Source organism: Musicola keenii, assembly GCF_014855505.1.
GTDB classification, from domain to species: domain Bacteria; phylum Pseudomonadota; class Gammaproteobacteria; order Enterobacterales; family Enterobacteriaceae; genus Musicola; species Musicola paradisiaca.
The window spans coordinates 197,677-219,859 of record NZ_JAAWVW010000004.1 but is presented as its reverse complement, the minus strand read 5'-3'; the positions used below and the strand labels follow the sequence as shown (position 1 = coordinate 219,859).

The window sequence follows — 22,183 nt, the reverse complement described above, 5'->3', positions numbered from 1 at the left end:
GGTTTTCTGCCGGGAACGCCGGTATTTCACAGACAGTAAACTTACAGAGGAAAATGAGATGACTCGTCGCGCCATCGGGGTACATGAACGGTTGCCGCTGTTGCAGACCGTCCCGCTGAGCTTTCAACACTTGTTCGCCATGTTCGGCGCTACCGTGCTGGTGCCGATTCTGTTCAAGGTGAACCCGGCTACAGTATTGCTGTTCAATGGTATCGGTACCCTGCTTTATTTGTTCATCTGCAAAGGCAAGATTCCGGCATATCTGGGCTCGAGCTTCGCGTTTATCTCCCCGGTGTTATTGCTGTTGCCGCAAGGATACGAAGTGGCGTTAGGCGGATTTATCATGTGCGGCCTGGTGTTCTGTCTGGTGGCACTGGTGGTGCATAAGGCGGGAACCGGTTGGCTGAATGTGATCTTTCCGCCGGCGGCGATGGGCGCGATTGTAGCGGTTATCGGGCTGGAACTGGCTGGGGTGGCGGCCAATATGGCCGGCCTGACGCCGGCTGCCGGCGTTGAAATGGATACCAAAACCGTCACGGTGTCGCTGGTGACGCTAGCGGTGACGGTGCTGGGCTCGGTATTGTTTCGCGGTTTTCTGGCGATTATCCCGATTTTGATCGGTGTGCTGGTGGGTTACGCTTTCGCGTTTTTCATGGGTATGGTGGATCTGACGCCGATCGCCCAGGCGCATTGGTTTGCACTGCCGACCTTTTATACGCCGCGTTTTGAGTGGGTTGCTATGTTGACCATTCTGCCCGCCGCGTTGGTGGTGATTGCCGAACACATTGGTCATCTGGTGGTAACTGCCAATATTGTGAAAAAGGATCTGGTGCGTGACCCTGGCCTGCACCGTTCGCTGTTTGCCAACGGTATTTCCACCATCCTTTCCGGTTTCTTCGGCTCCACGCCGAATACCACCTACGGCGAAAACATCGGCGTACTGGCGATCACCAAGGTTTACAGTACCTGGGTGATCGGCGGCGCGGCCCTTATCGCCATTTTGCTGTCCTGCGTCGGTAAGCTGGCGGCGGCGATTCAGGCAGTGCCGGTGCCGGTGATGGGCGGTGTGTCTTTGCTGTTGTACGGCGTTATCGGTGCTTCTGGTATCCGCGTTCTGATTGAATCCAAAGTGGATTACAACAAGGCGCAGAACCTGATCCTGACATCGGTGATTCTGATTATCGGCGTCAGCGGCGCTAAGATTCACTTAGGTGTGGTTGAACTGAAAGGTATGGCGCTGGCGACGGTCGTCGGTGTGTTCCTCAGCCTGTTGTTTCGCATTATCAGCCTGTTCCGTAAAGAAGAAGAGGTGATTGACCCGCCGGATAATGACGGTGCAGTACGCTGACATTGCGGATACCGTCCACTGCATTGCGCGGCGGACGGTACGGTCGCCGGGTTCAACCGGCGATGCGTTCTGTGGTAGACTGACGCAGTTTTCCTGCCTGTTTGGTTTGAGGTGCTTCTGAATACGCCGGCACAGCTTTCATTGCCACTCTATCTACCGGATGACGAAACGTTCGACAGTTTCTATCCGGGTGAAAACACGTCTTTGCTGGCAGCCATCCATCATGCGTTAAATCAGACGCATGGCAGTTATCTCTATTTTTGGTCTCGTCAGGGCGGCGGCCGTAGCCATCTGCTCCATGCCGCTTGTGCTGAATGCTCGCGTACTGGTGAAGCGGTAGGGTACGTTCCGCTGGATAAGCGCGCCTATTTTGTGCCGGAAGTGTTGGATGGCATGGAGCAGCTGGCATTGGTGTGCATCGATAATATCGAGTCGATAGCCGGCGACGAACAGTGGGAACTGTCCATGTTCAATCTGTATAACCGAATTCAGGAGAGCGGGCGGACCCGGCTGTTGATCACCGGCGACCGACCACCACGCCAGCTTAATCTGCATCTGGCTGATTTGGCCTCGCGTCTGGACTGGGGGCAGATTTACCGTCTGCAGCCGTTATCTGATGAGGAAAAAGGCGAAGCGCTGCAATTACGTGCCCGGTTGCGAGGGTTTGAACTGCCAGAAGATGTAAGCCGCTTTCTGCTCAAACGCCTCGACAGGGAGATGCGCACGCTGTTTACGACGCTGGATCAGCTCGACCATGCTTCCATCACCGCTCAGCGCAAGCTGACGATTCCCTTCGTCAAAGAGATCCTTGGTCTATAAGGATTTTTACTGCAACGCACTGCACCGTTACAGGATTTCCAGCACGCTTTCCGGTGGGCGACCGATACGCGCCTGTTGGCCGACAACGACGATCGGTCGTTCGATCAGTTTGGGGTGTTGCACCATGGCATCGATCAACTGCGTTTCGGTTAGCGCGTTATCGGCCAACTTAAGCTCGCGGTACAGATCTTCTTTCTGGCGCATCAAATCGCGCGCGCTGCGAAACCCTAGCTGTTTGATAAGCCCGGCCAGCGTCGCCGCGTCCGGCGGTGTTTCCAGATACAGAATGATCTCGGGCTCGATGTCCCGCTGCTTCAGCAGCGCCAGCGTTTCCCGGCTTTTGGTGCAGCGTGGGTTGTGGTAAATGACGATGTGCTTGTTCATGTGGTCTGCCTTGCGTCAGGATTTTTCATAAGGACGGAAGCGTTGTTGCAGCGCTCGCAACTGGTCGATGCGGGCGTCGTAGCGCGCTTGATCCATACTGCCGAGCTTGCTTTGGGAACTGGCGTTGCTCAGCAGGCGGATGGCTTGATCCAGCTTGCCGCCGAGCGCCAGACTTTCCGCTCTGGCCGCCAGTTCTTCACCGCGTGAGCCCTGAGCGGCGGAAGCCTGGGCCAACAGATCCCAGCCGTTCGGGTCATCCGGATGGGCGTAGGTATATTTGCGCAGTAGTTTTACGGCGTCTGCCGAGTGCTGTCCTTCCACATAGGCGTTGGCCAGGTTGATTTGCAACACCGGGCTGTCTTGCGCGTCCGGCACTTTCTGCAGGCGGGCGATCGCCTGGGCGGCACGCTGTTGACCGAGATCGATATCGGTCATCAGATCGAGAAACCAGGGGTTATCCGGGGATTTATCCAGCAGCGGCTGAAGCGTGGTTCGCGCATCGTCATATTTTTTGTTCTGATAGGCACGAATCGCGCGGCCGTACTGAGCCGCCTGCTGTTCACGCACGTTGCCTTTAGCCCAGTTGTCCAGCAAGGTCGCGGTATAGGGGCTGTCAGACGTGCTGTACATTCCCATGGCGCGAATGCGGGCGAAATAGAAATCCGGCGATGACTGTACCGGGGACGATTTCATCTGGTTGGCACGGTTGCGCGCATCCGCCAGCCGACTTTCCGGCAAGGGGTGCGTCAGCAACATTTCCGGCGGTTTGGTGGCGTAGCGGGTGAGATCCGCCAGTCGTTGCAGAAAATTGGGCATTGCCTGCGGATCGAAACCGGCACGCTGCAATACCTGGATCCCGATGCGATCCGCTTCCTGTTCGTTCGATTGGGTAAAACTGATGATGCCTTGCTGGGCGCCGGCAAGGGTGCCGCTCAGCGCAGCTATCCCGGCTTGGGGATTAGCCATAGCCAGCAGTAACGACCCCAGCGCACCGGCCCAGGTCAGCGGAGCGCTGCTTTTCTGCGCTTCCATAGCTCGCGCCAGATGGCGCTGAGTGACGTGAGAGATTTCGTGCGCCAGCACCGATGCCAGCTCGCTTTCGTTTTCAACGTAACGGAACAACCCGGAATGCAGTACGACATTGCCGCCGAAAAAAGCAAAGGCGTTGATTTCATCATTGTTGACCAGGAAAAAGTGGAACGGTGTGCGCACGGAATCTGCGGATTTGACCAGCCGCCCACCCAGGCGATTGACGTACTGCAACAGCAGGGGGTCATTAATCAGCGGTGCCCCGGATCGCAACTGGCGTACATAGAAATCACCCATAACCATTTCCTGACCGATGCTGAGCGTGCCGCCGGCCGTAGTGCCGATGTCCGGCAGGCCATTGTCCTGCGCTTGTGCGGCGGTGGCGGCAAGGTTTCCGGCCAGCAGCATTCCCACCAGAATGGAGATGACCGTTTTAGAGAGCCGATGAGACATAACGGGTACAACCTTCTGAACAGCCAGAGAGAAATGAGCATCATCTTAGCCAGCGTGGGCACACAATGAAACACGCTGCGGGAAAAAGCAGGGTTAAAAAATAGAAAATCGGGCCGGAAGCCACGAGGATTGCCGGCGCCAGGGAGGCGGACGCCGGCAGAGAAAACGAGACCTAAGAGGGCGGTTGCCGGGCGGTCAGACGCCCTTCAGATAGTCCAGCACGATATCGTGGTGATTGCTGGTTTTGAAATCGTCGAAGACATTTTCAATAGCGCCGTTAGCGTCAATCAGGAAACTGATGCGATGGATGCCGTCATAAGTCTTACCCATGAAGCTTTTCTCGCCCCATACCCCAAATTGTTCCGCCACCTGATGATCCTCGTCGGATAGCAGTGTGAAGTTCAGTAGTTCCTTCTCAGTGAAGCGGGACAGCTTTTCCGGTTTATCTGTGCTGATGCCCAGGACTTCCACGCCGTGCTTTTTCAGATCATCCATGTTGTCGCGCAGTCCGCAAGCCTGCACGGTACAACCCGGCGTCATCGCTTTGGGGTAGAAATACACCAGTACCCGTTGTCCCTGGAAGTCGGTCAAATTAACTTGTTCACCATCCTGGTCAGGCAAGCTAAATTTCGGTGCGATATCACCGGCTTTCAGTGTGTTCATCACTACTCTCCATCTTTGTCTTCGTGCTGTGGATAGTTAACCACGCTAATACTGCCTTGCGCGTTCAGTTCTGTACATAGCTGATGAAAAGCCGGCTCAATAATTAAACCGTCCGGCGTAGCCGGGCTGTGCGCGGTGATCTGAATATATAACTGCGGCAGCGCGGTACCCTCGGCGGGCTGGGTTTTGGAAACCAGCTCGGCAATATTCATCTGGTGAGAGTCAAACAGATCGGTAAAGCGTTCAATGATGTGAGGGGAATCCGCGACCTCTACTTTTACCCAAACGGTGGCGGGCATCGGCGGGCGGGCCTGCGATTCGGTACGTTTCATCACGATCAACAGATCCAGTTCCGCGCCTTTAAGCGGCAGGGTGGACTCAATCAGCGTGATAGCGTTCCAACTGCCGGAAAGCAGCATGATGAAGGTGAATTCCTTGCCCAGCATTGCAAGTCGACTATCTTCGATGTTGCAGCCACAACTGCTGACGTGGCGGGTAATCGTATTAACGATACCTGTGCGGTCGGTTCCCAAGGCGGTGATGACCAGATAGTGTTCTTCCGGGCTCGGCAAAATTGTGCTTCCTGTACAGAATGTTGGGAGTAACATGGTAAACACAAAAAAAACCACCTGCCAAGCGCTTACAACCGAGGTTGCAAGCTTGCTTTTGCATAGAACTCAAAAGTACCATGAGGCACTTGTTTGTGGAGGGGATGGCCAATGTTTACGGGTAGTATTGTTGCTCTGGTTACGCCGATGGACGACAAAGGTGCCGTTGATCGTGCAAGCCTGAAAAAACTGATTGATTATCATGTCGCTAGCGGGACTGCAGCGATTGTGTCGGTGGGTACCACCGGTGAATCTGCCACGTTGGGCCATGATGAGCACGGCGAAGTGGTGATGATGACGCTGGAATTGAGCGATGGCCGTATTCCCGTTATCGCCGGAACCGGCGCCAATTCAACTGCGGAAGCCATTTCACTCACCCAACGTTTCAACGATACCGGCGTAGCCGGTTGCCTGACGGTGACGCCTTATTACAACAAGCCGACTCAGGAAGGCTTGTATCTGCACTTCAAAGCTATCGCCGAACATACCGATTTACCGCAAATTCTGTACAACGTCCCGGCGCGTACCGGTTGCGATATGCTGCCTGAAACCGTCGCCCGTCTGTCGGAAGTCAAAAATATTGTCGCCATTAAGGAAGCCACAGGGAACTTAAGCCGCGTCAGTCAGATCCAAGAACTGGTTCGTGAAGATTTCATTTTGTTGAGCGGCGATGACGCCAGCGGGCTGGACTTCATGCAATTGGGCGGCAAAGGGGTGATTTCCGTAACAGCCAACATCGCGGCCCGTGAAATGGCGGCGATGTGCGAACTGGCTGCGCAGGGGAATTTTGCCGAAGCTCGCCGCCTGAACCAGCGTCTGATGCCGTTGCATCAGAAACTGTTTGTTGAACCCAACCCCATCCCAGTGAAATGGGCGTGCAAGGCGTTGGGATTGATGGCGACCGATACGCTTCGCCTGCCGATGACCCCGTTGACGGAATCTGGCCGTACCGTGGTTGAGCAGGCCCTGAAGCAGGCGGGTTTGCTGTAACCGTTAGGGAGAGTTGATGAGTTCTTCATTGCAAAAGTCGCGGGTGGCGAAGGTGGTTGGGGTTTCCCTGATCATGATGCTGGCCGCCTGTTCCAGCGATCAACGTTATAAGCGCCAAGTCAACGGCGATGAGTCTTATTTGAGCACGCCGGAGCATCGGTCGTTGAATGTGCCATCGGGTCTGATCCTGCCGCTGCAGAATAGTGATTACGATATTCCAGCGACCACTCCGAATGGCGCTTTAGGCAAGGCATTGGATATTCGGCCGCCGGCACAGCCGCTGGCATTGTTGAACGGTTCTCGTGGACAGACTGTCGGCAATACGGCAACGCTGTTGCTGGAAAACAGCGCACGTAACAGCCATCTCTGGCCGCAGATTGTACAAGTGTTGCAATCCAGAAATTACGCTATCGCCAGCCGTCAGGATGCCAACCAGACCTTGACCACCGACTGGATCTCCTGGAAGCGTGAAGACGAAGACGTGGCTTACCAGGCGCGTTATCAGATAAGCCTGAAAGCGCAAGGGTATCAGTTGGCGTTAACGGTAAAACAACTGGAACTGCAGCAAAATACCCGTCCGGTGACAGACGGAACCGAGATTCAACGTTATACCGCCCAGATGCTCAACACACTATCTGATGCGCTGGATAAACGCCTGAACGAGAGTGATAACGCGCTGGCTGGCCGTAATAGCCAACAGCTGAACGTTCAGAGCGGAGCGGATGATTCCGGCTTGCCGTTGTTGGTGGTGCGCGGCCCGTATAATCAGGTCTGGGATCGTCTGCCGAAAGCGCTGGAAAGTATCGGCATGCAAGTGGGCGATCGTAGCCGTCCGCAGGGTTCCATAACCATCACCTATAAAGCGCCGGGCAATTCGACTTGGGATGCGCTGGGCGCCAAAGATCCGCAATTGCCGAAGGGCGACTACAAATTGCAGGTCGGCGATTTAGGCAACCGCAGTACGCTACAGTTTATCGACGCCAAGGGGCATACGCTGACCCAGTCGCAGAATGATGCGCTGGTTTCGGTGTTCCAGGCCGCGCTAACCAAATCGTAAGCGGCAAGTAATGCAAGGGTCGGTTAGCCGACCCTTCTTCGTTAACTTATCGACGAGTTAAATCACCGGGCCGTGTGCCGTGGCCCTTACTTGTGTGGAGTATTAAAGATGCAAAAGCTAGCTGAGTTGTATCGCGGAAAAGCGAAAACGGTCTACACCACGGAAGATCCTGATCTGCTGGTGTTGGAGTTCCGCAATGATACGTCAGCAGGGGACGGCGCTCGCATTGAACAGTTCGATCGCAAAGGGATGGTGAACAACAAGTTCAACCATTTCATCATGACCAAACTGGCGGATGCGGGTATCCCGACCCAGATGGTGCAACTGTTGTCTGACAACGAAGTGCTGGTGAAAAAACTGGATATGGTGCCGGTTGAATGTGTGGTGCGTAACCGCGCTGCAGGTTCGTTGGTGAAACGTCTGGGCATTAAGGAAGGTGAAATTCTCAATCCGCCGTTGTTTGATTTATTCCTGAAAAACGACGCCATGCATGACCCGATGGTTAATGATTCGTACTGCAAAACATTCGGTTGGGTAAGTGAAGAAAACCTGGCTCGTATGAAGGAACTGACCTACAAGGCGAATGATGTACTCAGCAAGCTGTTCGATGATGCTGGTCTGATCCTGGTGGACTTCAAGCTGGAGTTCGGTCTGTTTAAGGGCGAAGTGGTGCTGGGCGACGAATTTTCCCCCGATGGCAGTCGTCTGTGGGATAAGGAAACGCTGGATAAAATGGATAAAGACCGTTTCCGTCAGAGTCTGGGTGGTCTGATTGAAGCCTATGAGGAAGTGGCTTGCCGTCTAGGGGTAAAACTGGACTAACAGCGCAATCGTTTACGTTGTCGCGGGCGACATCATATCGCCCGCTATATCGCTGTGAAAAATCTTGATCGAGCCGCGCCGCTGTAGCCAATAATCAGTGCTATTATTGCCCGCCTGTTTGTGATCTGTTATCCCGGCAAGGATTTTTCATGGCCTTTCTTGATTCGCCCCTGCTTATTTTGCTGGTGCTCGCAGTATTGGGTATCGTCAGCCATAACATGACGATTACGCTGGCGGTTTTGTTCCTGCTGGTGGTTCGTTTTACTCCCCTTAATCATTTTTTTCCCTGGGTGGAAAAGTACGGCCTGTCGTTTGGGATATTGGTGTTGACTATCGGCGTACTGGCGCCGATTGCCAGCGGGAAAATTGCCGCTTCGGAAGTGGTTCAAGCGTTTCTGAACTGGAAATCGTTGCTGGCCGTCATCATCGGTATCGCGGTGTCCTGGTTGGGGGGGCGGGGCGTGTCACTGATGAGTAATCAGCCGTCGGTGGTCGCCGGGTTGTTGGTCGGAACCGTGATGGGTGTCGCGTTGCTGCGTGGTGTACCGGTGGGGCCGCTGATCGCCGCCGGGCTGCTGTCCCTATTGATTGGCAAAGGGTAAACCTGCGGGGCGTAAATAGGGTGGAAGCTTTTGTTGTCAGTCAACAGCAGCAACAGCGTAGTGGTATCCGACGGCTGTTAGTGCTGAGCGGCGAACAAAACTGGTGTTTGCAGGAGGCGATATTTCTGCGTGGTTTGCTGGCGGGCGATTGGTTGTGGGTTGGGCCGACAGCACCGGCGGTAGATTATCCCTCGTTGGCGGCGCGTCAGGTTCGCGGCTTATTGGGACATGAGTATCTGCATGCGGTCTTCGATGCCCGGGATGGTCTCGATGTGGAATCGTTGGTCATGCTGGCCGGTACGTTACGTGCAGGAAGTTGGTTGATTCTACTGGCCCCTTCCTGGGATGACTGGGCGTTTGTCCCCGACGCCGATAGTCTGCGCTGGAGTGAACAACCTGCCCCTATCGCCACCCCCCGTTTTATCCAACATATGCAACAATGTCTACTGGCTGATCCGGAGGTAGTTCTGTGGCGTCAGCATACGAATTCAGTGATTTCCCCCCCCGTCAACCGACCGGACTGGACGCCAGCCAATGGCACGCCTTCGGCAGAACAGCGTGCGCTTTTGCAACGTCTGCTGGCTGAAAAACCGGCCATTACCGTTATTACGGCTCCTCGTGGGCGGGGAAAATCAACGCTGGCTGGTATGCTGGCACGCCGATGTCAGTCTGAATGCTGGGTAACGGCACCATCGCGATCCGCATCAGATATCTTGCTGCAACAAGCCGGAGAGCAGGTTCGTTTCTGGGCGCCGGATGCATTACTGGACTATTGTCGGCAACCTGGTTCGGTAACGGCAGAATGGCTGCTGATTGATGAGGCCGCCGCGATTCCGACTCCGCAGCTAGCGGCACTGCTGCCATTTTTCCGCCATGTGGTTATGACGACGACCGTGCTGGGATATGAAGGAACCGGGCGTGGTTTCCTGCTGAAATTTTGCGCCTCCTTGCCTGCATGGCGGGAGATGTCACTGACGGAGCCTTTGCGCTGGGCGGTTGATGATCCTATCGAGCGGGTGCTGGATCGCATCATGATGTTTGATGCAGAGCAGTCGGTTGTCGCACAGGTCGATGCCCCTTTCGTCGATAGCGATGAATCTCGTGACCGTTGGCAATTTGAACCCACACGTTTGGCCGAATGTTATGGTTTGCTTTGCAGCGCCCATTACCGCACATCGCCGCTGGATTTGCGCCGGTTGCTGGATGCGCCTGGGATGCATATCACCAGCGTGCGTGGACGTCAGGGGATTGTCGGGGTGGTTTGGCTGGTGGATGAAGGCGGGTTATCCGAGTCTCTGGCGCGGGAAGTTTGGGCCGGACGGCGGCGTCCGCGTGGAAATCTGGTGGCACAGTCATTGGCGGCACACGGTAATCAGTGGCGAGCGCCGGTGCTGCGTTCGCGCAGGATCACCCGAATTGCGGTGTTGGCTGCGCACCGGTGTCAGGGCATTGGGCAGGCGTTGGTCGCGGCCCAGGTACGACAGGCCCGACAGCTGGGGATCGATTTTCTTTCAGTCAGCTTTGGTTTTCAGCCCGATCTCTGGCAATTCTGGCAGCGTTGTGGTTTTCAACTGGCGCGTATCGGCACTCATGTTGAGGCCAGCAGTGGGTGCTACAGCGTTATGGTGATTTTGCCGCTTAGCGAGGAAGGGCATCGGCTGGCTCAGGATGCGTACCGGCAGTTGTGTCGTGATGGGGGCGAGTGGTATGACGCGCAACTGTTGCCGCTTACGCTGCCGTCGATGGATGATGATTCCTTAACTTCGCAGGATTGGATGAATCTGGCTGGTTTTGCGCTGGCGTATCGCACGCCGGAGGCCTGTCGGGGGGCGTTGGTTCGTTTGCTTAGACATTCTCCGTTACCCCTAGAATCGCTGCGTTTATGGCTTGAACGACAGTGGTCGGTCGGGGAGATGGCGACGTATCTTCAAATATCCGGCCGCAAAGCGTTGGTTCACCTGTGGCGAAGCGAATGTGCGGAGGCCTTGCAGCGACTTGACGCAGGCTTGTATCAGCGTTGGCGTGATTGGGTGGTTTTAGCCGATTGAGCGACTGCGCTTGCAAATATGTGTTGTGTATACCCATACGAATGGTGTGCCTGATATGCGGGTGATGTGATGTTCCAAATGTCACTGCTTCTTTTGTTTTTCCCTCAAGTGGTGTTGATCACATTTTTTTAACCTCAAGCGGTTTTCTGACGGTTAATTTTTAACCTTTATCTACACTGATCCTGATACAGGATAATGGAATGACTTGTTCAATAAACCTCAATATTTACCGGTCAATGAGAGGCGTATAGTGGCGAAATTCACACTTTTATGACGGTTTCTGGCGAAAGCCAGCGGGAGACGTGACATGAGACATGATTACTTCGTGGTGCAGAATCCACCCTCGCCCAAACAACTTTTTTTGCTGTATCACGGTGTAGGAGATAACCCGGTATCGATGGGGCAGATAGGGCGTTATTTCGCGCATGCATTTCCCATGGCGCTGGTTGTCAGCGTTGGCGGTCCAGAGCGTTTTGCCATGGGGGAAGGGCGCCAATGGTTTTCGGTTCAGGGGGTGACGGAAGAAAACCGTATTCATCGGATCAAGGCCATCATGCCACGTTTTATTGAAACGGTGCGTTACTGGCAGGATAAATCCGGCATCGATTATACGCACACTGCGCTGATTGGATTTTCCCAGGGCTCCATCATGATTCTGGAGGCCTTAAAGACGGAGAAAAGTCTGGCGGGAAGGGTGGTGGCGTTTAGCGGTCGGTTCGCTGCGTTGCCGGAGCAGCCTATGTACGATGTTGTGGTGCATCTGGTTCATGGCGAAAATGATCCGGTCATTGCGGCGGAACATGCCCAACAGGCAGCCATGAGTTTACGCGCGCAAGGTTCTGACTTCACTCTAGATCTGGTACCCGATTTGGGGCACGTGATTGACGACCGTATGATGGATTACGCACTGGATCGTTTGCATCATTATATTCCCAAACGCTTTTGGGATGAGGCTGTGCTTGGTACTCGGGGCGAACTGGTCGCTTTTCGTTAAGGTTTTATGCCAACACCAGAGAAAGCCGAGCAGTAATGAGAAACATCGCAGAAGGAACGTGGAGCGGGGAAGTAACAACCCCGCTCCACGTTTTTATTATCAGAGGTGAACGACTTCCTTGGGAGGGGGTATGCGTGGAGTCGATATTGTTGTGTCGATTAGGGTTTCTTTTGCGGCCAGTCGTCTTCTTTATCCCACTCGGCATTGTTATCCCGATGCGGGGGCAGCGGCGGTTTATTATGCAGAAAACGTTTATGGTCGAGACGGTACAAGGCCTTGATGCCGTTAATCAACATCCCCAACAGGATCAGCAATACGATCCACCAATAGTCAGCCAGCCAGCTCATTGTGGCTCCTTATCAACAGAAGCAATAAATCGTTCGAACCATGCGGAAAGGTGCGCTTTTAACCAGTTTTTTCCGGCGATCTCTTCACCGTGCCAGGCCTGCAGAAGTACATCCGGAGTCAGTAATTGAGCGGCTGCGGACGCCAGGGGGGCATAACTGATATGCCAGGGCTCGACGGCTACTCCACCATGCTCCTGCGCAAATGGGCGATAAAAGCCGAACTCGGCCATATTGTCCGTCAGCCAGATGTTCAACGCAGCAAAATATCCACCGGGTTCGTATTCCCAAGGCTCTAATTGGAGCGGTTGTCCTTCCGGCAGGTGGTCAGGATCGTAGATGTCCAGATCGCTCCCCCAGTGATGACGACTGGCTCCTGGCAATGCCGACCAACGTAATATCGCTTCGCAACGTTCACCTTCAGTAAGCGTCAGGGCATCAATCGGTTTGCTGCTCTGATCAAGCAGAGGGCGCTGGCCGTTGAATTTGCCGTTCCAGATCAGGCGCTGACGTTCAAAATCCCGAAAAGTGCTGGCAGGTTGCAGGTTAAAGCCCGCCTGTCGGGCCGCCTGCTGTAGAGCCAGGAAGGCGTGGACGGCTTCTGGCTGGAGGCGGTGAGAACCGGCCAACGTTGCCAGATGGCGGTCGCTTTTTCCCGTCAGGCAGGCTATGGCTATCATGCGATGAGTTGCTCCATGATGTGTTGATACATGTTGCTTAGTCGCGATAAATCATCTGCGCTGACGCACTCATTCACTTTATGGATAGTGGCGTTTACCGGCCCGAGCTCCACCACTTGTGCCCCCATGCGAGCGATAAACCTGCCATCCGATGTGCCGCCGTTAGTCAGCAGTTGTGGGGGCATCTGGCTGTGATGTTCCACTGCGCTGACGACGGCATCTACCAATTCTCCTCGTGCCGTCAAAAACGGATGCCCTGACAACCACCACTCCAGTGTGTAATCAAGCTGATGGCGATCGAGTAGCGCCTGTACTCGTTGTTTTATGGTTTCATCCGTTAGTTCGGTGCTGAATCGAAAGTTGAACTGCACATAAAGCTCGCCAGGGATGACGTTATTACTTCCCGTGCCAGCTTGTATGTTGGCTATCTGCATGCTGGTGGGGGGGAAAAACTCATTTCCCTCATCCCAGAGGGTCGAAACCAACTCGTTCAGCGCCGGCATCGCCCGGTGTACCGGATTATCTGCCAGATGAGGATAGGCAACATGTCCTTGAATGCCATGAATGCGCAGGTTAGCGGTGATAGAGCCGCGTCGGCCGTTTTTGACGACGTCTCCGAGGCGCTCGGTACTGGAGGGTTCGCCAACCAGACAATAATCCAGTCGTTCCTGGCGGGCCATGAGGGCTTCAACCACTTTGACTGTACCATACGTCGCTTTGGCTTCTTCATCCGAGGTAATCAGGAACGCTAATCGCCCCTGGTGATGGGGATGAGTGGCGACAAAACGTTCTGCAGCAACAATCATGGCAGCCAGTGAACCTTTCATATCTGCTGCGCCACGGCCGTATAGCATGCCTTCATGGTATGTTGGCTCAAAGGGCGGAAATTTCCATTGCCCAGCATCGCCAGTTGGAACGACATCGGTATGTCCGGCAAAGGCCAGCGTTTTTCCGTTGCCACGCCATGCCCAAAAATTACGTGTATCGCCAAAATCCATTCTTTCAATAGTAAAACCGATGTTATGCAGGCGTTCGATCATCAGTTCTTGGCAACCGGCATCGTCCGGGCTGAGGGATGGTCGTTGGATAAGCTGTTGGGCCAGTTCGATTACCGGGCAAGACACGTTATTTATTCTCCGTCAAAAAGTGCTGATAACGCTCTTCGCTGAAGCCGAGCAGTGTTTGCTGGTCATGGGTGACGAGCAAGGGGCGTTTAATCAGTGAAGGGTGTTCCAGCATAACAGCCTTTGCCGCAGATTCATTGTCGATTGTGAGGCGAACGGCCTCATCCAGCTTACGCCAGGTCGTTCCTCGGGTGTTCAGCAGGGCTTGCCAACCAGCTAGTGCTATCAGCGATTGCAGTAGCTGGTCGTCTAGACCGTCGGTTCGGTAGTCATGAAAGAGGTAGTCAATATGGTTGTTTTCCAGATAGCGGCGAGCTTTTTTGATCGTGTCGCAGTTCTTGATGCCGTACATCGTGATGGCCATTATTCTTAAACCTGTTGTTTTTCATCTGTTAAAGAATAGAAAAGCATACAACAGAACGGGGGATACGGCGGAATATTAAAATAGTCTTAATAAATCATTGGTTTATCGGATGTGTCGTTTTTCAGAAATGCGAAGAAGAGCACAATAATGTGCCCCAAAACAATTTTTATGGTCAAAAAAGAAGCGTATAATAGCCTCACGATCCAAATAAGCCGTAAGGAGTCATCATGATCGAAATCGAACTCAACAACTGGAAAAGCTTCATCGATGCGATGCTGCGTAAGTAATTGTTGATGTTTTTAGACTAGTACAATTCTGTCTGTTGTCATTAGTTACCAGGAACCTGATTTACCATAACCAAAGCAGTAATCCCGTGGGTTACTGCTTTTTTATTTGTTTAATAGGCTGATTATAAAAATTAATTTTTCCTTAAGACGAGAAGTCATATTCGGGAAATGCTTTAATTTTGTTTTTGTTATTGTGATCTTTGTCATGAAAAAACCGACGCCGTTTCTGCCAGCGCATACTGGCAGAGTGGCGTTAAATGAGGATATCTGAGCAAATAAAAGAGGTTATTATTTTTATTTCCATATATTAATTATGGATATTGCTCGTGCCGAGCGCGAACCGTGCTGCAGCCAGAGCATGCAAATGCGTGGTATCCAGCAAGGGGAGGGCGATGTCTTCAGCTCGCAGAAGCAATGGGAGTTCTGTACACCCCAAAATGATGCCTTCCGCACCTTGTTGCTGTAGTTCGGCGACTATTTGACACAGTGTTTGTCGAGAGATCTCAAGAAAGTGACCAAGACACAGTTCGTCAAAGATGATGCGATTAATTTCATTGCGCGCATGGCTATCGGGTGTGAGTACCCGGAGTGCAAATTTCTCCTCTAATCGACAGCGGTAAAAGTCTTGCTCCATCGTATAGCGGGTACCAAGCAGTGCGATAGAAGAGAGATTCTGTTGTTTAATACTGTGAGCGGCGGCATCCGCGATATGAATCAAAGGAAGACCACTACGCTGTTCGACAGTTTCGGCTACTTTGTGCATGGTGTTAGTACAAATGACCAGTGCTTCCGCTCCTGCGAGTTTCAGTCCGAGTGCTGCTTGTGCCAGGTATTCCGCTGCTGCGTCCCAATCACCGGCAGATTGCATACGCTCTATGTCGTGGAAATCCGCGCTGTGTAATACCAGCCGTGCAGAGTGGAGCCCGCCCAGAGCTTCCTTGATATGCTGATTGATCAACCGATAATAGATGAGTGTCGATTCCCAGCTCATTCCTCCAAGCAATCCCAACGTTTTTTGCATTCTTCCTTCACCTATCTATATCAATCGAAAATATCGTTATACAGGCGGCTAACATACCAGATGATCCAAGTATCGTTCCCGAATATGTCGGATTAATGGCTTCCGTTCACTTTTTTATCGGGTTTTCTCACTTTTTGGTGATGTTCGGCTGGACAAATGGCTCGCCAATTGCTGTACTGTCTCAGACACAGATTTTGTGTCGTTCATTTCATGTAAAGGTAATTTTGATGTCTAAGATTAAAGGTAGCGTTAAGTGGTTTAATGAGTCCAAAGGATTCGGTTTCATTACTCCGGAAGATGGTAGCAAAGATGTATTCGTACACTTCTCTGCTATCCAGAGCACTGGTTTCAAAACCCTGGCTGAAGGTCAGCGCGTAGAGTTTGAAATCACCAACGGTGCTAAAGGTCCTTCCGCTGCTAACGTTATCGCTATTTAATTAAATACCGATTTCCTGAAAAACCCGCCTAGTGGCGGGTTTTTATTTGGCTGATTTCAATGTGAAGTCAGCCAGCCTACCAATGCGAAAGCGAGTGCGGTCATGAGTAACGAGCCTGCCAGATTAAGTAGCAGGTTTAGTAATGCCGCCACCCATTCCCCATTTTGTAATAACGCTACGACTTCAAACGAAAAAGTTGAAAATGTGGTTAATCCTCCACAAAAGCCAGTGGTAATAAATAACTTCCAGTGAGGACTGAGGTCTGGCTGGCGTATAAACACACTCATGGCGGCCCCGATGACGAATGCACCGGTAAGATTTGCTATCAGCGTGCCTGCTGGCATCTGTGGAAACACGCTATTGAAACGCACACTCAACTGCCAGCGGAATAGGCTCCCAATACCACCACCAAGAAAAACGGCAAGTAACGTACTGTACATAGTCACCTTTTATTCAACAGTAGGTTAGGCGAGTCTCAGAAAGGCGTGATGCTACGCCCTTGCGAGAGGTTCGTAGACATCATCAGCCAGAAGGCGGTTATGGAGGAATGTCATCTCCGTTATTGACGGCAGAATTTTACCTGTCTCATAGTGGTTTGGGTAGTTTGTATGGTTTTGCAGAATGTATCAGCTTGCTTTACTCGGAGTTAAAGCTTTCAAATTTGAAAGTGACGCTATCCTTGACCGATCGGTGAAATGTATTCGGACACAAGACGCCAGTTCCCTGTTTTAAGTCACAATCACTTTCAGTTGTCTGTATTACGATAGAAAAGGTCGGAGCGTTCTGGCGATAAAAGTAGCGATTGATAGTGTGTTGTCTTATTCTGTTACAGATAATCATTGTCTTATCTGGCGGATCGTTTAAAACAGAGTTATGTAAAGCGCGCTGGCTTTCCCGGCTCACATCATCAGGTAGATAGTTATGGAAATTAGTGTTACCAAACTTTTGGTTGTAGCGGTATTGGTTGTTCTGTTATTTGGAACCAATAAACTCCGCTCACTGGGTGGCGACCTTGGCGCAGCGATCAAAGGTTTCAAAAAGGCCATGAATGAAGAGCAACCTGCTGCCAAGCAGGAAGAGCATACTTCTTCTATTAGCGACAACCGCCACAAAGAGTAATAACGCACTCTGCGTATTGCCGAATTGAAAGCGGGTGACTTTGTCACCCGCTTTTTGTTGTATCTGCTATTTTGGTAAAAAAATATTTCGTTTCCTGGGGCGTTATTATTTTACTTCGACGCCTTTTGCTTGCAGATCGGCATGGTAAGACGAACGAACAAACGGACCGCATGCTGCATGTGTAAAGCCCATCGCCAATGCTTCGGCTTTCATTGAATCGAATTCCTCCGGGCTAACGTAGCGTTTAACCGGTAGATGATGACGGCTTGGCTGTAGGTATTGGCCCAGCGTCAACATTGTGACGCCATGACGGCGTAGATCGCGCATGACGTCCAGAATTTCATCATTGGTTTCCCCCAACCCGACCATCAAGCCTGACTTGGTAGGAATGTCTGGATGCGCTTCCTTGAATTTCTCCAACAGCTTGAGCGACCATGCATAATCGGCACCTGGGCGCACCTGCCGGTAGAGACGAGGAACATTTTCCAGATTGTGGTTGAAAACATCAGGTGGCGTTGCCGTGAGAATATCCAGTGCGCGATCCATCCGGCCGCGGAAGTCTGGTACCAGAGTTTCTATCTTGATGACGGGATTTTTACGGCGGATAGCGCTAATGCAGTCAGCAAAATGCTGCGCGCCACCATCGCGCAAGTCATCGCGATCGACCGAGGTGACGACAACATAGCGCAGCCCCATGTCGTGAATGGTTTGCGCCAGTTTTTCCGGTTCATTAGCATCTGGCGTGATTGGACGTCCATGGGCAACGTCGCAGAAAGGGCAACGACGAGTACAGATGGCGCCAAGGATCATAAAGGTTGCCGTTCCATGGTTAAAACATTCGGCCAGATTGGGGCAGGACGCTTCTTCGCAAACAGAGTGAAGGCCATTGCGACGCATCGCGTCCTTAATGCCTTTGATTCGGCTGGAGTCGGCCGGGAGTTTGATTTTCATCCATTCCGGTTTACGCAGCAGTTCCTGACGCTCGGTGGCAACGGTACGTACCGGGATCAATGCCATTTTATCGGCGTCGCGGTACTTAACGCCACGTTCGATCTGAATCGGTTTACTCATGTTTGCGTCGTTCCAGGTTTAATTCGCACTCATAAATCTATTTCAAAATCATGAGATTGCGGGATTGATTAAACTTTTTTTTAAAAACTCACCAAATTATATCATCTTTGCTCGCACCGAGCAGCTTGATAACGGCGAAATGCGGTGGAAATGTAAATAAAATGTAATTTATAGCTCTATATCATTGGGAACGCGGCAACGGTTCGCCTTGTTGTTCCCACTTCCAGTCAAGCCATTCACTGTGACGATAACCCAGCATTTGCATAAATGCCCTAACCATGATTGGCGCAATGTCCTCCGGGCGGGCTCCTGGTACCAGCGTGCTGAGTTGGGTCATTGCCATACCGGCGTAACCACAAGGATTGATGCGCAGGAATGGGGACAGATCCATATCGATGTTCAATGCAAGGCCATGAAATGAGCAACCATGACGAATACGTAGTCCCAGAGAGCAGATCTTGCTCTCATTTACATAGACGCCGGGGGCATCGGGCCGGGCATAAGCATCGACACCAACGTGTGCGAGCGTATTGATGACGGTGTTCTCAATAGCCGTTACCAATGAGCGAACGCCGGTTTTACGGCGTTTAATGTCGACGAGTACGTACATCACCTGCTGCCCTGGGCCATGGTAAGTAACCTGTCCGCCGCGATCACTCTGGATTACCGGAATATCGCCGGGCATCAGGACATGTTCGGCTTTTCCGGCCTGTCCTTGAGTGAAGACGGGATGATGCTGCACCAGCCAGATTTCATCCTGGCTGCTGTCGTTACGTAATTCGGTGAAGTGATGCATTGCCAGAGAGACCGGCTCGTAAGGCTGTACGCCGAGCTGACGTACAATGATCGTGTCCTGTTGCAAGAGTGTCATCTTCAGGTTAAGGAAGAATGGGCGCCATTATAACGGTGCGACAGGGGAGCGGGTAGCGTTTTCCCTTGTCGTCCAGGTCTGGCAACGGGGCATCACAGCACGACGCGGACAATCTCAATTTTTCCCAACTCTTCGTACAACGTCTCGACTTGCTCGATATGCGTTGCGGTAATGGTAATGGAAACGGAATGGTAATTACCCTTAGAACTGGGTTTCACCTGCGGCGTGTAATCGCCCGGCGCGTGACGCTGTACGACTTCCACCACCAGATCAACCAGTTCCGGTTTTGCCAGCCCCATAACTTTGTAGGTAAACGAGCATGGGAATTCGAGCAATTCGTTGAGTTTGGTTTTCATGGTGGCTCCAGAGTCATTCATTAATACGGAAATGCAAAAATTATTACTCCCGCCGTAGCGGGAGTATCAAGTATGGCTGAAATCAGCACGATCCTGAAATGAGCAACATGGGGGCGGTTGCCCTGAATTCAATAAGAATCAACTGAACCAACGGTGGAACATCAGCTTGATATAGTCAAACAGACGACCAAAGATCCCGCCTTCCTTGACATCGTTCATCACGACCAGCGGTCGTTGTTCGATAACTTTGCCATCCAGTTGGAAATTGATCGTGCCCACTACCTGATTCTTGGCCAGCGGAGCATGCAGCTCGGTATTATTGAGTACATAACTGGCCTTCAGGTCTTTCATGCGTCCGCGAGGAATAGTGATGTAAGCATCTTTTTCCACTCCCAGCGAGACTCTGTCGGCATTCCCGAACCAGACGGGTTCAGACGCGAATTCTTTGTCTGCTTTCAACGGTGCTACCGTTTCGAAGAAACGGAAACCCCATGTCAGCAGTTTTTTGCTTTCCGACTCACGCCCCTTGAAAGTACGGCCGCCCAACACAGCGGAAATAAGACGCATCTGGCCTTCGGTTGCTGAAGCGACTAGGTTATAACCGGCGGAAGCGGTGTGACCGGTTTTGATGCCATCAACGCTCAGGCTGGAATCCCACAGCAAACCATTCCGGTTCATCTGACGGATATTATTGAACGTGAACTCTTTTTCTTTATAAGTGGCATATTCGTTCGGTACATCGCGAATTAATGCCTGGCCGATCAGCGCCATGTCGCGCGCCGAGCTATATTGGCCTTCCGCATCAAGACCGTGTACGGTTTTGAACTGCGTATTCTGCAATCCCAACGATTTAACGTAACCGTTCATCAAACTGATGAACGCATCCTGACTGCCGGCGACATAGTCAGCCATGGCGACGCAGGCGTCATTACCGGACTGGAGAATGATGCCTTTGTTTAGCATATGAACCGGAACGCGATCACCGGGTTTAAGAAACATCAGCGAAGAACCCTGAAAGTCAGGGTTGCCGGTGGCCCAGGCGTCTTTACCGATGGTCACGATGTCATTCGGGTTGATCTTCCCTGCTTTAATGGCCTGGCCGATGACATAGCTGGTCATCATCTTGGTCAGGCTGGCCGGATTGCGGCGCACATCGGCATTTTTTTCGGCCAGGACTTTACCCGAGTTGTAATCAATCAGGATGTACGCTTCGGCATCAATATCCGGAACGGCGGGAATCATGGTTTTCAGATTAATGTCTTCGGCATGGGAAAACGCAGATACGCCGAGGACGAGCAGTGTGCCGAGCACAATACGTTTAGTAAAGCGAGACGTGATTACTCTATTCATGATTGGAACAACAACATCCATGGGTATAAGTGAAAAAACGAGCCACACTATAGCAGATGAAAATCGGGGCGGCACCAGACAATACGTTACGTGATTTTGCCATTATTCATTAGTGACGCCGTTATTTCCGGTTCATCTGAAAGAGGGAGGTTATCCCTCTTCGCAGGCTGACTATCTACTGGGCACTTGACGCCACAGTAACAAAAGAGGGTTGTTGTGCTTCGGTCGATAGCCGTTGTTGCAGTTCAACGGCCTGTTGACGGCTCGGGAAAGGGCCAAGCTGGATGCGGTACAGTCCGTTGTTGAACGTCGCTTTGCCCGGAACGCGGAAACGTTCGCGCAGGCTATTCAGCCAGGTTTGCGCCCGTTGTTGATCGCTGAGTGCGCCCACCTGTACGACAAAATTGCCGCTACCCGCCGAGACTGGCGCGCTTGATGCCCCAGAGCGTGGCGCGGTTGCTATAGGTGCTGCGCTGGAAACCGACGCTGCGGCGACGGCAGGACTCACCGCTGGGGCGGACTCGGATCCTTCCAGTACCCCGCTGCGCAACGGTTGCGGGGATTTCAGAAAACCACCGCCACGACTGCCGCTGACAGATACCGGAATGTTCTCTGACGACGGAATCGCACTTGTATCGACGGATGTGCTGTTTTGGGCGGTAGGCGTCAGCGTGGTGTTACTTATCGGACGGACGGCGGCTTCCGGCGTAGTGGTGGAAAGCGTCGGTGTTCCCAAACTACTGGTACCCAGATCCGGGCGCGACGGCAACGCAAAACTCTGGCGGGCAACGCGAGTGCCTACAGTACCGGGGCCGGACAATGTGCCATCAGGCGCCACGCTGATGAAATCGACTTTGACTTTAGTGTTGTTGGAAAGGTTGAGTCGATCGGCCGCCGCCCTGGTCAAATCGATGATGCGGCCCGGAGTATAAGGCCCGCGATCGTTAACACGCACCACCAGACGGCGCCCATTGCTCAGGTTGGTCACTCGGACATAACTGGGAATAGGGAGCGTAGGGTGGGCAGCGGCAAAGGCATTGGGATTGAACTCTTCGCCAATGGCGGTGCGCGTGCCAGCTGAGCCACGGTTCTGCCAGGAGGCAAATCCCGCTTCACTGAAATTTTCCGGGTTTTTTACAATGCGATATTTTTTGTCGTTAACGGTGTAATCCTGCAGGCTGGCCGGATTATAGGGTTCGTAACGGGGTTCGACGCCGGGAATTTCTTCGACCGGACCGCTGTAAGCCGCCTGGGACGCCGGCGTTTGCGATTGTTGATCTGTCGACGTACAACCTGCCAGTACCAGGCTGAGCGCCCCCATCCAAAGCCAATCCTTACGCAT

Annotated in this window: 26 protein-coding genes and 1 riboswitch; of the genes, 11 read left to right on the top strand and 15 right to left on the bottom strand. The window is 52.6% G+C overall.

Annotated features, from left to right (window positions below):
* Positions 1-58: 58 nt before the first annotated feature.
* Together uraA and hda are read left to right on the top strand one after the other, a co-directional pair.
* The gene (gene uraA / locus HEP82_RS06160; RefSeq protein WP_192457270.1) at positions 59-1,348 is read left to right on the top strand and encodes a uracil permease; all 1,290 of its coding nucleotides are present in this window, start codon (positions 59-61) and stop codon (positions 1,346-1,348) included.
* Between the two features lie 111 nt (positions 1,349-1,459).
* Complete coding sequence (gene hda, locus HEP82_RS06155) at positions 1,460-2,167, top strand: DnaA inactivator Hda (protein ID WP_192457269.1); 708 nt, start codon at positions 1,460-1,462, stop codon at positions 2,165-2,167.
* Positions 2,168-2,194: 27 nt separating this feature from the next.
* Here hda and arsC read toward each other — a convergent pair whose 3' ends face one another.
* From arsC to HEP82_RS06135, 4 genes are all read right to left on the bottom strand, one after another.
* On the bottom strand, positions 2,195-2,551 hold the full coding sequence (arsC, locus tag HEP82_RS06150) for an arsenate reductase (glutaredoxin) (RefSeq protein ID WP_192457268.1): 357 nt from the start codon (positions 2,549-2,551) through the stop codon (positions 2,195-2,197).
* A gap of 15 nt (positions 2,552-2,566) precedes the next feature.
* Positions 2,567-4,033 carry a beta-barrel assembly-enhancing protease gene (gene bepA / locus HEP82_RS06145; protein WP_012764691.1) on the bottom strand — a complete coding sequence of 489 codons (1,467 nt, stop codon included), beginning with the start codon at positions 4,031-4,033 and terminating at the stop codon, positions 2,567-2,569.
* A gap of 195 nt (positions 4,034-4,228) precedes the next feature.
* Positions 4,229-4,696 carry a thioredoxin-dependent thiol peroxidase gene (gene bcp, locus HEP82_RS06140; protein ID WP_192457267.1) on the bottom strand — a complete coding sequence of 156 codons (468 nt, stop codon included), beginning with the start codon at positions 4,694-4,696 and terminating at the stop codon, positions 4,229-4,231.
* A 2-nt stretch (positions 4,697-4,698) separates the two neighbouring features.
* Positions 4,699-5,268, bottom strand: a complete 570-nt coding sequence (locus HEP82_RS06135) for a glycine cleavage system transcriptional repressor (protein WP_192457266.1) — start codon at positions 5,266-5,268, stop codon at positions 4,699-4,701.
* Between the two features lie 147 nt (positions 5,269-5,415).
* Between HEP82_RS06135 and dapA the strand changes: the two genes are divergently transcribed.
* The 6 genes from dapA to ypfH all read left to right on the top strand — a co-directional run bounded on the left by dapA (position 5,416) and on the right by ypfH (position 11,817).
* Entirely contained in the window at positions 5,416-6,294 is an 879-nt protein-coding gene (dapA, locus tag HEP82_RS06130; protein WP_012764694.1) for a 4-hydroxy-tetrahydrodipicolinate synthase, read from the top strand.
* A gap of 16 nt (positions 6,295-6,310) precedes the next feature.
* The gene (gene bamC / locus HEP82_RS06125) at positions 6,311-7,351 is read left to right on the top strand and encodes an outer membrane protein assembly factor BamC (RefSeq protein WP_192457265.1); all 1,041 of its coding nucleotides are present in this window, start codon (positions 6,311-6,313) and stop codon (positions 7,349-7,351) included.
* Positions 7,352-7,459: 108 nt separating this feature from the next.
* A complete protein-coding gene (purC, locus tag HEP82_RS06120; RefSeq protein WP_192457264.1) occupies positions 7,460-8,173 on the top strand; it encodes a phosphoribosylaminoimidazolesuccinocarboxamide synthase in 714 nt (237 codons plus the stop codon).
* A gap of 149 nt (positions 8,174-8,322) precedes the next feature.
* The gene (locus tag HEP82_RS06115; RefSeq protein WP_192457263.1) at positions 8,323-8,775 is read left to right on the top strand and encodes a DUF441 domain-containing protein; all 453 of its coding nucleotides are present in this window, start codon (positions 8,323-8,325) and stop codon (positions 8,773-8,775) included.
* Positions 8,776-8,795: 20 nt separating this feature from the next.
* Positions 8,796-10,823 (top strand): tRNA(Met) cytidine acetyltransferase TmcA, encoded by a 2,028-nt coding sequence (locus HEP82_RS06110; RefSeq protein WP_192457262.1) that lies wholly within the window; start codon positions 8,796-8,798, stop codon positions 10,821-10,823.
* Between the two features lie 307 nt (positions 10,824-11,130).
* Positions 11,131-11,817, top strand: a complete 687-nt coding sequence (gene ypfH / locus HEP82_RS06105; RefSeq protein WP_192457261.1) for an esterase — start codon at positions 11,131-11,133, stop codon at positions 11,815-11,817.
* 158 nt (positions 11,818-11,975) lie between these two features.
* Here the strand turns inward: ypfH and HEP82_RS06100 are convergent, their stop codons facing one another.
* The 4 genes from HEP82_RS06100 to HEP82_RS06085 are packed head-to-tail and all read right to left on the bottom strand — an operon-like array spanning position 11,976 to position 14,329.
* Positions 11,976-12,164, bottom strand: a complete 189-nt coding sequence (locus tag HEP82_RS06100) for a YpfN family protein (RefSeq protein WP_192457260.1) — start codon at positions 12,162-12,164, stop codon at positions 11,976-11,978.
* Complete coding sequence (locus HEP82_RS06095; RefSeq protein WP_192457259.1) at positions 12,161-12,841, bottom strand: M15 family metallopeptidase; 681 nt, start codon at positions 12,839-12,841, stop codon at positions 12,161-12,163. The genes HEP82_RS06100 and HEP82_RS06095 overlap by 4 nt, the downstream gene beginning before the upstream one ends.
* Positions 12,838-13,965 carry a succinyl-diaminopimelate desuccinylase gene (gene dapE, locus HEP82_RS06090; protein WP_192457258.1) on the bottom strand — a complete coding sequence of 376 codons (1,128 nt, stop codon included), beginning with the start codon at positions 13,963-13,965 and terminating at the stop codon, positions 12,838-12,840. Before dapE ends, HEP82_RS06095 begins: the two co-directional genes overlap by 4 nt.
* 1 nt (position 13,966) lies before the next feature.
* The gene (locus HEP82_RS06085; RefSeq protein WP_192457257.1) at positions 13,967-14,329 is read right to left on the bottom strand and encodes an ArsC family reductase; all 363 of its coding nucleotides are present in this window, start codon (positions 14,327-14,329) and stop codon (positions 13,967-13,969) included.
* Positions 14,330-14,556: 227 nt separating this feature from the next.
* On the opposite strand from HEP82_RS06085, the gene ypfM reads away from it, so the two are divergent.
* Complete coding sequence (gene ypfM / locus HEP82_RS20200; protein ID WP_146214195.1) at positions 14,557-14,616, top strand: protein YpfM; 60 nt, start codon at positions 14,557-14,559, stop codon at positions 14,614-14,616.
* A gap of 307 nt (positions 14,617-14,923) precedes the next feature.
* Here the strand turns inward: ypfM and HEP82_RS06075 are convergent, their stop codons facing one another.
* Complete coding sequence (locus tag HEP82_RS06075) at positions 14,924-15,637, bottom strand: aspartate/glutamate racemase family protein (protein ID WP_192457256.1); 714 nt, start codon at positions 15,635-15,637, stop codon at positions 14,924-14,926.
* A gap of 227 nt (positions 15,638-15,864) precedes the next feature.
* Here HEP82_RS06075 and cspE point away from each other — a divergent pair, with 227 nt between their 5' ends.
* A complete protein-coding gene (cspE, locus tag HEP82_RS06070) occupies positions 15,865-16,074 on the top strand; it encodes a transcription antiterminator/RNA stability regulator CspE (RefSeq protein WP_012764705.1) in 210 nt (69 codons plus the stop codon).
* Positions 16,075-16,130: 56 nt separating this feature from the next.
* Here the strand turns inward: cspE and crcB are convergent, their stop codons facing one another.
* Positions 16,131-16,514, bottom strand: coding sequence for a fluoride efflux transporter CrcB (crcB, locus tag HEP82_RS06065; protein ID WP_192457255.1), 384 nt, complete (start codon positions 16,512-16,514; stop codon positions 16,131-16,133).
* Positions 16,515-16,580: 66 nt separating this feature from the next.
* Positions 16,581-16,641, bottom strand: a riboswitch (Fluoride riboswitch).
* Positions 16,642-16,995: 354 nt separating this feature from the next.
* On the opposite strand from crcB, the gene tatE reads away from it, so the two are divergent.
* Entirely contained in the window at positions 16,996-17,193 is a 198-nt protein-coding gene (gene tatE, locus HEP82_RS06060) for a twin-arginine translocase subunit TatE (protein ID WP_012764707.1), read from the top strand.
* A 105-nt stretch (positions 17,194-17,298) separates the two neighbouring features.
* Here the strand turns inward: tatE and lipA are convergent, their stop codons facing one another.
* The 5 genes from lipA to rlpA all read right to left on the bottom strand — a co-directional run bounded on the left by lipA (position 17,299) and on the right by rlpA (position 22,183).
* Positions 17,299-18,264 carry a lipoyl synthase gene (gene lipA / locus HEP82_RS06055; protein WP_192457254.1) on the bottom strand — a complete coding sequence of 322 codons (966 nt, stop codon included), beginning with the start codon at positions 18,262-18,264 and terminating at the stop codon, positions 17,299-17,301.
* A 181-nt stretch (positions 18,265-18,445) separates the two neighbouring features.
* Positions 18,446-19,135, bottom strand: coding sequence for a lipoyl(octanoyl) transferase LipB (gene lipB / locus HEP82_RS06050; protein WP_192457253.1), 690 nt, complete (start codon positions 19,133-19,135; stop codon positions 18,446-18,448).
* 92 nt (positions 19,136-19,227) lie between these two features.
* Positions 19,228-19,491, bottom strand: a complete 264-nt coding sequence (gene ybeD / locus HEP82_RS06045) for a DUF493 family protein YbeD (RefSeq protein WP_012764710.1) — start codon at positions 19,489-19,491, stop codon at positions 19,228-19,230.
* 138 nt (positions 19,492-19,629) lie between these two features.
* Positions 19,630-20,841, bottom strand: coding sequence for a D-alanyl-D-alanine carboxypeptidase DacA (dacA, locus tag HEP82_RS06040; RefSeq protein ID WP_012764711.1), 1,212 nt, complete (start codon positions 20,839-20,841; stop codon positions 19,630-19,632).
* Positions 20,842-21,016: 175 nt separating this feature from the next.
* Positions 21,017-22,183 carry an endolytic peptidoglycan transglycosylase RlpA gene (gene rlpA / locus HEP82_RS06035; protein ID WP_192457252.1) on the bottom strand — a complete coding sequence of 389 codons (1,167 nt, stop codon included), beginning with the start codon at positions 22,181-22,183 and terminating at the stop codon, positions 21,017-21,019.